13 protein-coding genes and 1 pseudogene are annotated in these 13,314 nt (G+C 63.1%); 9 read left to right on the forward strand and 5 right to left on the reverse strand.

Annotation, left to right across the window (positions count from 1 at the left end; translation table 11 throughout):
• Positions 1 to 169: 169 nt before the first annotated feature.
• Positions 170 to 1,219: a LacI family DNA-binding transcriptional regulator gene (locus BFQ04_RS20590; protein ID WP_065952342.1), complete on the reverse strand. Its 1,050-nt coding sequence runs from the start codon at positions 1,217 to 1,219 to the stop codon at positions 170 to 172.
• Positions 1,220 to 1,380: 161 nt separating this feature from the next.
• Between BFQ04_RS20590 and BFQ04_RS20595 the strand changes: the two are divergent.
• The 4 genes and pseudogenes from BFQ04_RS20595 to BFQ04_RS20610 all read left to right on the forward strand — a co-directional run bounded on the left by BFQ04_RS20595 (position 1,381) and on the right by BFQ04_RS20610 (position 4,915).
• Positions 1,381 to 2,471 (forward strand): annotated as a pseudogene (locus BFQ04_RS20595) (fatty acid desaturase family protein).
• Between the two features lie 32 nt (positions 2,472 to 2,503).
• A complete protein-coding gene (locus tag BFQ04_RS20600) occupies positions 2,504 to 2,824 on the forward strand; it encodes a MocE family 2Fe-2S type ferredoxin (protein ID WP_065952343.1) in 321 nt (106 codons plus the stop codon).
• A gap of 2 nt (positions 2,825 to 2,826) precedes the next feature.
• Positions 2,827 to 4,026 (forward strand): NAD(P)/FAD-dependent oxidoreductase, encoded by a 1,200-nt coding sequence (locus BFQ04_RS20605; RefSeq protein ID WP_065952344.1) that lies wholly within the window; start codon positions 2,827 to 2,829, stop codon positions 4,024 to 4,026.
• 1 nt (position 4,027) lies between these two features.
• The gene (locus BFQ04_RS20610) at positions 4,028 to 4,915 is read left to right on the forward strand and encodes a sugar phosphate isomerase/epimerase family protein (protein ID WP_241669101.1); all 888 of its coding nucleotides are present in this window, start codon (positions 4,028 to 4,030) and stop codon (positions 4,913 to 4,915) included.
• Here BFQ04_RS20610 and BFQ04_RS20615 read toward each other — a convergent pair.
• The gene (locus BFQ04_RS20615) at positions 4,855 to 5,727 is read right to left on the reverse strand and encodes an undecaprenyl-diphosphate phosphatase (protein ID WP_065952345.1); all 873 of its coding nucleotides are present in this window, start codon (positions 5,725 to 5,727) and stop codon (positions 4,855 to 4,857) included. The genes BFQ04_RS20610 and BFQ04_RS20615 overlap by 61 nt on opposite strands.
• Positions 5,728 to 5,905: 178 nt before the next feature.
• Between BFQ04_RS20615 and BFQ04_RS20620 the strand changes: the two genes are divergently transcribed.
• Positions 5,906 to 6,412, forward strand: a complete 507-nt coding sequence (locus BFQ04_RS20620) for a GNAT family N-acetyltransferase (RefSeq protein ID WP_065952346.1) — start codon at positions 5,906 to 5,908, stop codon at positions 6,410 to 6,412.
• Here the strand turns inward: BFQ04_RS20620 and BFQ04_RS20625 are convergent.
• A complete protein-coding gene (locus BFQ04_RS20625) occupies positions 6,401 to 7,363 on the reverse strand; it encodes a GlxA family transcriptional regulator (RefSeq protein WP_065952347.1) in 963 nt (320 codons plus the stop codon). The genes BFQ04_RS20620 and BFQ04_RS20625 overlap by 12 nt on opposite strands.
• A 173-nt stretch (positions 7,364 to 7,536) precedes the next feature.
• Between BFQ04_RS20625 and BFQ04_RS20630 the strand changes: the two genes are divergently transcribed.
• The 3 genes from BFQ04_RS20630 (at position 7,537) to BFQ04_RS20640 (ending at position 10,062) form a co-directional block, all read left to right on the forward strand.
• The gene (locus BFQ04_RS20630) at positions 7,537 to 8,166 is read left to right on the forward strand and encodes a TetR/AcrR family transcriptional regulator (RefSeq protein WP_065952348.1); all 630 of its coding nucleotides are present in this window, start codon (positions 7,537 to 7,539) and stop codon (positions 8,164 to 8,166) included.
• Positions 8,163 to 8,840 carry a type 1 glutamine amidotransferase domain-containing protein gene (locus BFQ04_RS20635; RefSeq protein ID WP_065952349.1) on the forward strand — a complete coding sequence of 226 codons (678 nt, stop codon included), beginning with the start codon at positions 8,163 to 8,165 and terminating at the stop codon, positions 8,838 to 8,840. Before BFQ04_RS20630 ends, BFQ04_RS20635 begins: the two co-directional genes overlap by 4 nt.
• Before the next feature lie 94 nt (positions 8,841 to 8,934).
• Positions 8,935 to 10,062 carry an alkene reductase gene (locus BFQ04_RS20640; protein WP_065952350.1) on the forward strand — a complete coding sequence of 376 codons (1,128 nt, stop codon included), beginning with the start codon at positions 8,935 to 8,937 and terminating at the stop codon, positions 10,060 to 10,062.
• Positions 10,063 to 10,146: 84 nt separating this feature from the next.
• On the opposite strand, the gene BFQ04_RS20645 is transcribed toward BFQ04_RS20640, so the two are convergent.
• Positions 10,147 to 11,145 carry an NAD(P)H-quinone oxidoreductase gene (locus BFQ04_RS20645; protein ID WP_065952351.1) on the reverse strand — a complete coding sequence of 333 codons (999 nt, stop codon included), beginning with the start codon at positions 11,143 to 11,145 and terminating at the stop codon, positions 10,147 to 10,149.
• A gap of 195 nt (positions 11,146 to 11,340) precedes the next feature.
• Here BFQ04_RS20645 and BFQ04_RS20650 point away from each other — a divergent pair, with 195 nt between their 5' ends.
• Positions 11,341 to 11,727: a DoxX family protein gene (locus BFQ04_RS20650; RefSeq protein ID WP_065952352.1), complete on the forward strand. Its 387-nt coding sequence runs from the start codon at positions 11,341 to 11,343 to the stop codon at positions 11,725 to 11,727.
• 661 nt (positions 11,728 to 12,388) lie between these two features.
• Here BFQ04_RS20650 and BFQ04_RS20655 read toward each other — a convergent pair.
• Positions 12,389 to 13,207 carry an alpha/beta fold hydrolase gene (locus tag BFQ04_RS20655; RefSeq protein ID WP_065952353.1) on the reverse strand — a complete coding sequence of 273 codons (819 nt, stop codon included), beginning with the start codon at positions 13,205 to 13,207 and terminating at the stop codon, positions 12,389 to 12,391.
• Positions 13,208 to 13,314: the final 107 nt, after the last annotated feature.

The raw sequence follows: 13,314 nt of genomic DNA on the forward strand, positions 1-13,314 counted from the left end.
TTTTTGGTTACTTTTGGGGCTCTTTTCCAAAAGTGACCCGCTGTAAAAGCGGAACCCATAGCAGCCGTTACCGCAGAAACGGATATGTACTCGGGTCCAATCCAACATCCTGGTCGGCCCTGAGGCCGCCATCGGGGGCAAGCCCCCTCCCACATTTGCCGTCCCTGTCTCAGGTGCCCAGGTTTTCCGAGGTGACAATGTGTGGCGCAATATGCACCCGATGCCGCCTTGCATCGAACCCCTCGGCGCTCTGCAATTGCACCAGCAACTCCACCAACGCCACCGCCGTCTGGCGCGGTTGCGAGTCCATCACCACATCGATCAGCCCGCGGCTCAGCGCCTGGCGCGACAGCTCGGTGGACTCCTGCAGGATGCAGCACAACGCCGGGCGCTTGGGCAGTTGCGCCAGGGCGCTGATCACGCCGTCACCGCCACCGCCCACCACGCACAATCCGCGCAGGTCGGTGTGGCGGCTGAGCAGGTCAAGGGTGGCCTCTTCGGTGATGTCGCAGTTGTCCAGATTGATCAGCGGTTCCAGCGGCTTGAGCCCCGGCGCGTGTTCGGCCAGGTAGCGGTGCAACCCTTCGACCCGCGCCTGGTGGCCGAGAAAGCGATGGCCGCCCAGCAGAATGCCCACGCTGCCCTTGCGCGCACCGCACGTGCGCGCCACCAGCCAGCCCATGGTGCGTCCGACCACGTGGTTATCCTGGCCCACATAAGGCTCGGCCGCGTGTTCGTGAATATCCGAAAGCAATGCCACCACCGGCACGCCGGCTTCGCGGATTTGCGCAAGGCAGGCATTGATCAGCGGATGGGCGAAGCTGACCACCGCCAGGGCGTCGCACTGTACGGCCAGTTGCTCGATCTGCGCGACGATGGCGCTGGGTGTGCGGTCATTGATGTAGTCGAACTGGCAGGTCAGGTTGGCGCTGGCGTGATGCTGCGCCGCCGCGTTGATCGACTGGGCCAGGTTGGCATAGAACGCCTGGGCGGTGCCCAGCAGGAGAATGCCGAAGCGGTAGGTCGGACGCCGTTCGCGAATGCGCTGGCCGATCAGCCTCGCGGCGAAATAACCCACGGCTTCGGCGGCCTGGAACACCTGTTCGGCGGTTTGCGGATTGACCGGCGCGCGGGCGTTCAATACGCGGTCGACGGTAGCCACGCTGAGGCCCGCCTGGGCGGCAACTGTGGCGATGGTCGGGCGTTTATGGTTGGTCATGTCGAGCCCCTTGAGCGTCTTGATAGAAAACTATCAAGCCCCGCTGGGCCTGGATGATAGCTTGATAGGGAATGGATTCAAGGCCTTGAGGGTGATTTGGCCGCGCTCTATGGTTGGTTTCGCAACGTTTCTGAAACCACCCGCTGCGGAGAACAATAACAATGCCTGAACACACCGCTCACCGCGCCCGACGCGACTACAGCCTGACCGGCCCCGAGGCCGCCCGCGCCGCCGAAAAAGGTCTGGTCTCGGCCAGCTGGTACCAGTCGCCGGTCCCGCGCAAACGCATGAAAGAACTGATGCAGCGCCGCGACGGCCCGGCCCTGGTCGACACGGCCATCTGGTTCGCCGCGTTGTTCGCAACCGGCTTTGGCGGCTACTGGTTCTGGGGCTCCTGGGCCAGCGTGCCGTTTTTCCTGGCCTATGGTGTGCTCTATGGCACCGCCTCCAACCCGCGCTGGCACGAAACCGGCCATGGCACGGCGTTCAAGACCCGCTGGATGAATGACGCGCTGTACCAGGTGGCGAGCTTCATTGCATTTTCGAGCCCCATGTGTGGCGCTGGAGCCATGCCCGGCATCACACCGACACCATCGTCGTCGGCCGCGACCCGGAGATCGTCGAGCCGCGTCCGCCGAGCTTTGCCATGATGTTCCTGAGCCTGTTCAATCTGCCCCTGGCGTGGAAGACCTTCAGTGGCGTGGCCCGCCATGCCATCGGCCGGATGAGTGCCCAGGAACGGGATTTCATCCCCGAATCCGAGTGGCCCAAAGTGTTTCGCGCCGCGCGTATCTGGGTGGGCCTCTATGGGCTGATCATCGGCAGCGCCTTGTACCTGCACAGCGGGTTGCCGCTGATGCTGGTGGGGCTGCCGAGCATCTATGGCGCCTGGCTTGGCTACCTGTTCGGGCTTACCCAGCATGTGGGCCTGGCCGAGGACGTGCTCGACCACCGCAGCAACTGCCGCACCATCTACATGAACCGCGTGCTGCGCTTTATCTACATGAACATGAACTACCACCTCGAGCACCACATGTACCCGATGGTGCCGTACCACGCACTGGCGCAATTGCACGAAGAGATCCGTCGCGACTGCCCGCCGCCTTACGCCAATCTGTGGGAGGCCTACAAGGAGATCCTCCCGACGGTCTGGAAGCAGCGCAGCGACCCGACCTATTTCGTCCAGCGTCCGATCCGACGGCAGCCTGAATCTGTTCCTGCCGCTGTGCACGCAGAAGTCTCTGCCGGCTGAAGTTCGTTTCCCTTTAATAAGAGATAAAAACCATGAACGATCAATGGATCGACGTCTGCGCCGTGGGCGACATAGACGAAGAGGACGTGCTGCGCTTCGACCACGGGGCGCACACCTACGCGGTGTTTCGCTCGGCCGAGAATGAATTTTTCGCCACCGCCGGCCTGTGCACCCATGAAAAAATCCACCTGGCCGACGGCCTGGTCATGGACCATGTGATCGAATGCCCCAAGCACAACGGCCGCTTCGATTACCGCTCCGGCAAGGCCCTGGGCGCACCGGTGTGCGTCAACCTGAAAACCTACCCGGTACGGGTCGAAGCGGGGCGGGTACTGCTCGCCGTCACGGCGTGATGATGGACGCGCCCCTGATTATCGTCGGCGCCGGCCATGCCGGTGGCCGTGCGGCGTTGACCCTGCGCGAAGAGGGTTACAGCGGTCGGCTGATCCTGATCGGCGACGAACCTCACGTGCCCTACGAACGACCGCCCCTGTCCAAGGGCCTGTTGCAAGGCAGCCAGGACCTGGCCGGGTGCAGCCTGTGCGACAGCACGCGGCTGGCCGAGCTGGGTATCGAGCATATCGCGGGCAATGCGGTCAGCCGGCTGGCGCCGCCGCAGCATCGGCTGCAGTTGGCCGATGGCCGGTGGCTGCCCTACAGCGGATTGCTGCTGGCCACTGGCGGCCGTGCGCGGCGTCTGCCGCAGGCGCAAACCCACGTGCTTTACCTGCGCACCCATGACGAAGCCCTGGCCCTGCGTGAGCAGTTGCGGCCCGGCACTCGGCTGGTGGTTATCGGCGGCGGCTTTATCGGCCTGGAGGTGGCGGCGACCGCGCGCGGCCTAGGCTGTGCGGTGACGGTGCTCGAGGCCGGGCCGCGCCTGGCGGGCAGGGTATTGCCAGCAATCATCAGTGACGCGCTGCTGGCTTTGCACCGCGAGCAAGGTGTGGACGTGCGCTTGAATGTCGCGGTGGCGTCCATCGAGGCCGACGCCGTGCACCTGGTGGATGGGCAAACGCTGCCGTGCGACCTGGTGGTGGTCGGCATCGGCATGCAACCCAATCTCGAACTGGCCGCGGCGGCCGGGCTGGACGTGGGGCAGGGCATTCGCGTCGATGCGCAGTTGCGCACCAGCGCGGCGGATATCTACGCGGCGGGGGACGTGTGCGAGTTCCGTCTTGGCGGTCTCTACCAGCGCCAGGAAACCTGGCGCAATGCCGAGGCCCAGGGTCGGCATGCCGCATTGAATCTGCTGGGCCGGGCATTGCCTTTCGAGGCCGTGCCGGGTTTCTGGTCCGATCAGTATGATTGGGGCGTGCAGACGGTCGGCGTGATGACGCCGAGTACGGTCACCCGCGCCTTGCCCGATGGCGGCTTGCTGCTGTTCTACCTCGATGACCACGGGCTGCTACAGGGCGCCTGCGGTTGGGCGCCGGGCAACCGCGTGGCCAGGGACATCAAGCTGTGTGAACGCCTGATCGGCGCAGGTGTACCGTTGCCGTCGGCCGCTCTGGCTGATCCGGGTGTTTCTCTCAAACAATGGCTGCGAGGCTGATATGCGCCAATTGCTGGTATTTCAATCCTTATGGGCGATGCAAACCGAACCCGGCCCGCTCGAGGCGCAGCTGGACCGAATCGCCGCCGCCGGTTTCGATGGCGTCACCGATCACTACTGGAAGGCCGCAGAGGTTGCGCGCCTGCACGCGGCCACCGCCGCGCGCGGCTTGCAGATCGAAGGCCAACTGTTCCCGCAGACGGTGGACGACCTGGCGCGCGCGCTGGAGGTGATCAGCCGTTACGGCTGTCATCACCTGACCCTGCAAGCCGACGTACGTCCGCGTACCCAGGCCGAGGCGGGCCGGTTGATCGAAGGCTGGCAACGCCTGGCCGAGCAGGTGGATTTCCCGATCCTGCTGGAAACCCACCGTTACCGCCTTACCAGTGATCTGCTGTTCACCCTCGACTTGCTGGCGCAAATGCCTGACTTGAAACTGCTCGCGGACTTGTCCCACTACGTGGTCGGGCGCGAATTGCCCGAGCCCGGCGCCGCCGATGACGATGAGCAGATACGCACTATCCTGCGCCATAGCTGGGGCTTTCATGGCCGCGTCGCCAGCAGTGAACAGGTGCAGGTGGGTCTGGATTTTGCGCAGCATCAAGCCTGGGTCGAGCGCTTTGTGGGCTGGTGGCGCTACGGGATCGAAGACTGGCTGGCCCGCCCCGAGACACCCCCAAGCCTGTCGTTCACCTGCGAACTCGGCCCGCCGCCGTATGCGATCACCGCCGCGGATGGCCGAGAGCTCAGTGATCGCTGGGCCGAGGCGCTGAAGCTCAAAGCGCTGATTCGCCAGGTGTGGGACAGCTCACGTGCGACAACACCGCATCAGGCCAGCAAGCCGGTGCTGACCGCCACAATCAAGAACACCCCCAGCAGCGCGCGGTAGATCACGAAGGGCCAGGTGGAGAAGCGTTCCAGAAACTTCATCAGGCCCCAGATGGCGAAGAACGCCGACAGGCTCGCCACCACCAGACCGAAGATCAAATGCGGCCAGGCATGGGCGGGCATGTCGGCGTGCAGCAGCACCCACAGTTCTTTCAAGCCGGCCAGGGCAATGGCGGGCAGACCCAGCAGGAACGAGAACCGTGCAGCTTCTTCGCGTTTGAAGTTGAGGAACAGCGCGGCAGTCAGGGTCGAGCCCGAGCGCGATACGCCGGGGATCAACGCGCCAATCTGCGCGACTCCGACGATCAGCGCATCGCGCAAACGCATCTGGCTCACGTCGCGGGTGTGGTGGGCGCGCAATTCAGCCGCTGCCAGCAACACTGCCATCACCACACAGGCAATACCGATCACCATCAGCCCGCGCAGTGGCGAGTTGCAGGTGTTCAAGGTCGAGGACAGCGCCAGGCCGGCGATGCAGATCGGGATCGTTGCCAGCACAATCGCCACCGCCAGCTTGAACCAGCGGTCGTTGTAGTCACCCCGGCGTACGGCACTGATGCTGCCGGTGGTGACTTGCTGCACATCGCGCCAGAAATAGCTCACCACCGCCGCCAGCGCCGCCAACTGCATCGCCGCGGAAAACGCCGAGCCCGGGTCTTGCCAGCCAAGCAGGGCAGGCACCACGCGCATGTGGGCGGTGGAGGACACCGGCAACAGCTCGGTGATGCCCTGGATCACGCCCAGGATGAAAATCTGCAGGTAATCCAGGGAGGCGAACCCCACATCCAGGCCGGCGGAGCACACGTTAGTCAAAATACGAGTCCTTGAAAAAAGGGAGAGCCGGCGAAGTTTATTCTAAATGTTTCAGGATTTCGGCCAGGGCTGTTCGCTATCTGCAATCGGTTCAGCCAATAGAAAGGTTGGGCAATGTATTGGCCTGGCCGGCGCTTTTGTGAACAATGGCGCCCTGCGTTTTTTCACTGAGAGCCCCATGCCTGAAACCACCGTTGAATTGATCCAGACCGGCCCGGAACATGCCGAGCTGATCCGCAATCTCTACCAGTACTACGCGTATGAGTCGTCGGACTGGGAACAGGAAGACGTCGAGACCGATGGCCGTTTCTACATCCACGACGAGCACCTGGCCCGTTATTGGCAAGACCCGCAATGGAGCGCCAACCTGTTACTGGTGGACGGCTATATCGCCGGCTTCCTGCTGATCGAAGTCAGCGAACTGCCGGGTATCGATGCGCTGGAACTGGCCGACCTGTTCATCCTCAAGCGCTACCGCCGCAAAGGCATCGGCCGCGCCATCGCCACCCAGGTGCTGTGCAGCGGCGAGGACAACTGGCTGGTGCGTTTTTTTGATCAGGACGAAGTGTCCCAGGCGTTCTGGCGCACGGTGCTGGATAACCTGCCGCGTCCGGTGCAGACCCTGGAGCTGGACGATGAACCGCAGCTGATGAGCTACCTGATTACACACGCTTCACTGCATTGATCGGCCATGGGCCGGGGCCGGATTGAACAACACCTGCTGCATCGCCTGGGGCGCTTGCCCGAACGCCCTGAGAAACGCCTGGCGCATGCGCTCGCGATCACCGAACCCGGTTTCGCGGGCCACGACTTCGACCGGGTGGCGACTGGTTTCCATCATGGCCCGTGCCGCTTCCACGCGCAGGGCTTCGATGGCCTTGGCCGGCGTCTGCCCGGTTTCTTCGCGAAACACCCGGCTGAACTGGCGCGGGCTCAGGCGTGCGACATCGGCCAGGGCGTCCACCGACAGGTCGTGGGTGAGGTTTTCCCGGGCGTAAGCCAGGGCCAGTTGCACGCGATCGGACTTGGGGTCCAGCTCGAGCAAGGCCGACAGTTGCGATTGTTCACTGCCGCGCCGTTGGGCGATCACCAGCTTGCGGGCGATGCGCCGGGCCAGGTCACTGCCCAGGTCGTTCTCCACCATCGCCAGCGCCAGGTCGACCCCGGCGCTCATGCCGGCGCCGGTCCACACTTGGCCGTCCACCACGAATAACTTGTCGTCTTCCAGGCGAATGTGCGGGTAGCGCTTGCGAAACGCCGGCGCGTGGATCCAGTGGGTGGTGGTGCGCTTGCCGTCGAGCAGACCGGCTTCGGCCAGCACGAAAATGCCCATGCACAGCGAGGCCACGCGGCGCGATTGCGCAGAAGCCGTCTTGACCATCTCCAGCAGATTGGCTTCCGGCAGGCGAAACTCCAGGTAGCCGCTGACGATCAGCGTGTCATAGCCCTCGGGACGGATCGCCGTGGTGTTCACCGAAAACCCCTGGGATGTCATGACGGCGCCGCCGCTTTCCGACACCAGATGAAAAGCATAGGCCGGCTCGCCCCGCAGCAGGTTGGCGCACTCGAACACCGAGCCCAGGCTGAGGCTCAGGGACTGGAAGTTCGGGTAAACCATCAGCGCAACGCTGTGCATCGTTATTCTCCAAGGGGCGCGGGAGGGAGGATTGTCGGCGCGTGCCGGGTAAACGGCAACTGCCGCTGGCGAATGTCCGGAATCCTTGCGGATATGACATTGTGAGCCTGCGCGCACCTCCCTAACATTGCCTCAACGAACTAGACGACTGGTCTAATCGCAAGGGGCCACGCATGAACCGCGAAACCAAAGGTACACGCCAGACCATTCTTGACAGCGCGCAAACCCTGGTGGGTGCCAAGGGATTTTCTGCGGTGGGGTTGAACGAAATCCTGCAAGCCGCCGAGGTGCCCAAGGGCTCGTTTTATCACTACTTCACCTCCAAGGACGCGTTCGGGGTGGTGCTGCTCGATACCTACTTCGATCACTACATCGAGGGCATGCAGCAGCTGTTCAGCCAGTCGGGCTTGTCCCACTACGCCAGGCTGATGCGCTACTGGCAGGGCTGGATCGACAACCACACCGGCTGCACCGACGCCGGCAAATGCCTTGCCGTCAAACTCGGCGCCGAGGTGTCAGACCTTTCAGAGCCGATGCGCCTGGCATTGCAGCGCGGCACGTCACGCACCATCGATTTGCTCGCCATGGCGCTGCGGCACGGCGTGCAAGACGGTTCGCTGATGCTCGAGCAACCCCCCGAAAGCCTGGCCCGGCGCCTGTATGCGCTGTGGCTGGGGACCAGCGTCATGGGCAAGATATCCCGTACTACCGCGCCGTTCGATGAGGCGCTGGACCTGACCCGGCAGTTGCTGGGCCACCCCGAAAACCCTGCTATTCACCACGATCGAGGCACTGGAACATGAAAGTATTAATGGTACTGACCTCTCACGACCAGCTGGGCGATACCGGCCGCAAGACCGGCTTCTGGCTCGAAGAGTTTGCCGCTCCCTATTACGCGTTCAAAGATGCCGGTGCCGAGGTGGTGCTCGCATCGCCGGCCGGTGGCCAGCCGCCGCTGGACCCGGTCAGCGATCAGCCCGATGCTCAAACCGAACAAACCCACCGCTTCAACGCCGACCCTGCCGCGCAGCAGGCCCTTGCCACTACGGTGAAATTGGACGCGGTCAACGCCGATGACTTCGACACCGTGTTCTACCCGGGCGGCCACGGTCCGCTGTGGGACCTGGCCGAGTCGCCGGTGTCCATCGCGCTGATCGAGTCGTTCGAGCGTGCCGGCAAGCCTGTCGGGTTTGTCTGCCATGCACCGGGCGCCTTGCGTCATGTCAAGGCGGTCAACGGCGAGCCCTTGATCAAGGGCCGTCGCGTCACGGGGTTCTCCAACTCGGAAGAAGCCGCGGTGGGCCTGACTGACGTCGTGCCGTTCCTGGTGGAAGATGAATTCAAGAAACTGGGCGGCAAATACGAGAAGGGCGCCGATTGGCAGTCGTTCGTGATCGTCGATGGTCTGCTGGTGACGGGGCAGAACCCCGGCAGTTCCAGTGAAGTGGCCAAGGCCCTGTTGAAACTCACCGCTTAACTTAACCCCACCGACTTAAACCCACCGATTGATGCATGTGGCGGCTCGCAAGAGTCGCCAGTGTTTTCGCTCGTCCTGAATTTGGAATATCCCCATGGCTCATCCGTTGAACACCCCCGTAAAACTGGGGCATCACACCCTGAACAACCGTATCGTGCTGCCGCCCCTGACCCGCCAGCGCAGCGCGCAACCGGGCGATATCGCTACCGACTTGATGGCCCGGTACTACCGTCAACGTGCCAGCGCCGGTTTCATGGTCAGCGAGGGCACCCAGATCGAACCCCGTGGCCAGGGTTACGCGTGGACGCCGGGCATCTATACGCCGGCGCAGATCGATGGCTGGCGCAAGGTCACCGAGGCAGTGCATGCCGAAGGCGGCGTGATCTTCGCCCAGCTGTGGCATGTGGGCCGCGTGTCCCACAATGCCTTGCAACCCGACGGCGCCGCGCCGGTCGCACCCTCGGCCATCCAGGCCCTGCAGGCCAAGGCCTTTATCGAAACCGCGCCGGGTGTCGGCGAGCTCAAACAACCGCCGGTACCCCGCGCCCTGACGGTGCTGGAGATCGAGGAACTGGTCGGCCACTACGCACAGGCGGCGTGCAATGCACTGGACGCCGGCTTCGACGGGGTGGAGATTCATTCGGCCAACGGTTACCTGGTCAACCAATTCATCTCGGCCCATTCCAACCAGCGCGATGATGAATACGGTGGCACGCTGGATAATCGCCTGCGCTTTTTGCGCGAAATCGTCGAAGCCGTGTGCCGGGTAGTGGGTCCGGAGCGCGTGGGCGTACGCTTTTCGCCGTTGTTCAGTGGCACCGATCAGGAGCGTGTCTACATCGGCCTGGTGGAAGAAGACCCGCACCACACCTACATCGAAGCGATCAAGGTGCTGGAGCAGTCGGGTATCGCCTATGTCTCCATCGCCGAAGCCGATTGGGACAATGCGCCCGACCTGCCGGACAGCTTCCGCCAGGCCGTGCGCAGCACCTTCAGTGGGCGCATCATCTATGCCGGCCGCTACACCGCCGAACGCGGTGCAAAACTGGTGGAAGCCGGGCTGGCCGACCTGATTGCATTCGGGCGGCCGTTCATTGCCAACCCGGACCTGCCGCAGCGGATCTTCAATGGCTGGCCATTGAATGCGTTGAAGGCTGACGGGTTGTATGGCGGGACCGAGGCGGGGTATGTCGATTATCCGGAATATGCCAAAGCAGACTGAGTTCGACGCTACCCTGTGGCGAGTCACGGGAGGGCAGGGCCCTCCAGCGTGAGCAAACGCCCTCGCTACAGGGCGCTGTCTGGTTTATTCCACGCGCAAGACAATCTTGCCAATATGGTCGCCACCTTCCATACGTGCGTGAGCCTGGGCGGCGTCGGTGTATTCGTACACCTTGTCGATGATCGGCAGGCAACGCCCCTCGCTCAGCACCGGCCAGATGTGTTCACGCAGCTGCTCGGCGATGGCGGCCTTTTCTTCGCGGGTGCGTGCGCGCAGCAGGGAACCGGTGATCACCGCACGTTTGCCGAGAATGCTCAGCAGGTCCACGTCATTGGCCTTGGCGCCACCGAGGAAGCCCAGTATCACCAGGTGGCCGTCCATGCCCAGGGCCTTGAGGTTGTTGTTGAGGTAGGAGGCACCCATGATGTCGAGGATCACATCGACGCCTTTGCCTGCGGTTTTCTCGACGATGACCTGGGCAAAATCCTCCTCGCGATAATTGATCGGCTGCGCTCCGAGCTTGGCGATCGCCGCGCATTTGTCGGCGCTGCCGGCGGTGGCGAAGGCCTCGATACCGAATTCCCGGCAGAGCATCAGGGCGGTGGTGCCGATACCGCTGGTGCCGCCGTGGATCAGCGCGCGCTGGCCGTTGCAGGCGCCGCCGAGGCCGAACAGGTTGGCCCAGACGGTGAAGAAGGTCTCCGGCACGGCAGCTGCTTGAATCCAGTCCATGCCTTCGGGAACCGGCAACGCCTGGCTGGCCGGCACCGCGCAGAACTGCGCATAGCCGCCGCCATTGGTCAGGGCGCAGACCTTGTCACCGAGTTCGTATTGATGCACGCCTTCGCCCAGCGCCACCACTTCGCCGGCCACTTCCAGGCCAGGAATCGGGCTCATGCCGGGTTTCATCGGGTATTTTCCGGCGCGTTGCAGAGCGTCGGGGCGATTGACCCCGGCGGCATGCACGCGAATCAGGATCTCGCCCGGCCCGGCCACCGGTACGTCTGCGCGACGCGGCTGCAGCACCTCGGGGCCGCCGGGGGCGGTGATTTCGATCAGGGTCATTTCTTGGGGCAGGGTCATGAACGGGTTCCTGTAACGATGAGCGTATGGGTTGGGACCGTGGCGAGCGGTCGACGGTTCAGCCAGATCATGCCCGCTTCCAGCAGCAGTGCAACCCCAATGGCGCTGGCTGCGAAGTCAGCACACCCCTGCAAGCCCATTGTCATGGCCAGGGCCACACTGGCGGCCGGTCATTTCGACGGACACAGGTGGCGTATGAACGAAACAAGACATCAGGATATCGGGCTGTTGTTTTTGCGGGTCAGTGGGGCGCTGTTTTTGCTGTGGGTGCATGGGTTGCCGAAACTGCTCCACTACAGTGAACAGCTGAAGCTGATCGAAGACCCGTTTCACTTGGGCGCGTCTGTCACATTGTGGTTGGCGATTTTTGCCGAAGTGCTGTGCCCATTGTTGATCGTCGCGGGCGTGCTGGTACGCCTGGCGTGCCTGCCGATCCTGGCGGTGCTGATCATTGCGCTGCTGGTGGTGCATCCGCAGTGGACGCTGTTCGAAGGGCAGTTTGGCTGGCTGTTGATGATCATCTTCGCCAGCATCCTGATCGCCGGGCCGGGACGACTGACACTGAGGCAGCGATTTGCCTGAATAGTAAAGGCGATTCAAATGTGGGAGCTTGCTCCCGAGACGGCCGCACAGCCAACGCGTATTTACCTGACGCGCCGAGACCCAAATGTGGGAGGGGGCTTGCCCCCGATGGCGGCCTCCCAGTCGACAGCTACCCACCTGACACGCCTCGATCCAATGTGGGAGGGGGGCTTGCCCCCGATGGCGGCCTCCCAGCCGACAGCTACCCACCTGACACGCCTCGATCCAATGTGGGAGGGGGGCTTGCCCCCGATGGCGGTCTCTGGGCCGACCAGGATGTTGGATCAGACCCGGTACATATCCGTTTCTGCGGTAACGGCTGCTATGGGTTCCGCTTTTACAGCGGGTCACTTTTGGAAAAGAGCCCGGAATGCCGGCCCAGCCAAAAGTAACCCAAAAGGCTCTTGCCCCACCACTCGGCACCTCGCTTGGGCTCGGTGTGCCCGAACGCAGGCTCGAATCCGTGGGCCGCCGCCACGCGCCATCCCTGGCGCGGGGCGGCTAACCCGGCGTCCTGCCGGGTTACCCACGGATTCAAGCCTGCGTTCGGCCAGCGTGGTTTAACGGGGTGCTTAAGATCAAAAGCAGATCAAAAGCAAAAGCGCGGCGGCCTTGGAGCCGACCGGTATTTTGTGTCGATTCCGATCCAAATGTGGGATTTTCAGCGGTTCAGGAACGCCAGCAGGTCTTCATTGAGCTGTTGGGTGTGGGTGGCGGCGAATCCGTGGGGCGCGTCCTTGTACACCTTCAGTTGCGCGCCCTCGATCATCTCGGCCGCGACCTTGCCGGTGGTTTCGAACGGCACGATCTGGTCACCGTCACCGTGGATGACCAGGGTCGGTACATCGATGCTGGCCATGTCCGGGCGGAAGTCGGTCTGCGAGAACGCGGTCACGCAATCCACGGTGGATTTGAGCGAGGCCTGCAGGGCGATCTGCAGGGTCTGGGTGAGCACACCGTCCGAGACTTTCTGGCCTTTGTTGAGCCCGAAGAACGGCGTGTTGAAATCGCTGATGAACTGCGCGCGATCCTTCAGCAGGCCGGCCTTGATGCCATCGAATACGTCGTTGGGCACGCCCTGCGGGTAATCGTCCTTCTGGCCGAAGATCGGCGTCACGGCGCCGAGCAGCACCAGCCCGGCGACCCGTGCGCTGCCATGGCGCGCAATGTAGCGGGCCACATCACCGCCGCCCATGGAGAAGCCCACCAGGGTCACGTCCTTGAGGTCCAGGTGTTCGATCAACTGGGCGATATCGTCGGCGAAGGTGTCGTAGTCGTTGCCGGTCCACGGCTGGTCCGAGCGGCCAAAGCCTCGACGGTCGAACGCGATCGTGCGAAAGCCACGGCTGCTCAGGTATTCCATCTGGTATTCCCACATATCGGCATCCAGTGGCCAGCCGTGGCTGAACAACACGGGCTTGCCGCTGCCCCAGTCCTTGAAATAGATCTGGGTACCGTCTTTGGCAACGAATGTGCTCATCTGAAACTCCTTTGTCTGCATGAAAAGAGTGGGTTAAAAATGCGCATGGGCTTATGCCTCGAAAGCCTGCGCCAAAAGTCGCCGCGCGGCTTGTATCGGTGTGCTTG

Origin of the sequence: Pseudomonas sp. 37 R 15, from assembly GCF_900004865.1 — a bacterium.
Lineage (GTDB): Bacteria > Pseudomonadota > Gammaproteobacteria > Pseudomonadales > Pseudomonadaceae > Aquipseudomonas > Aquipseudomonas fluorescens_AM.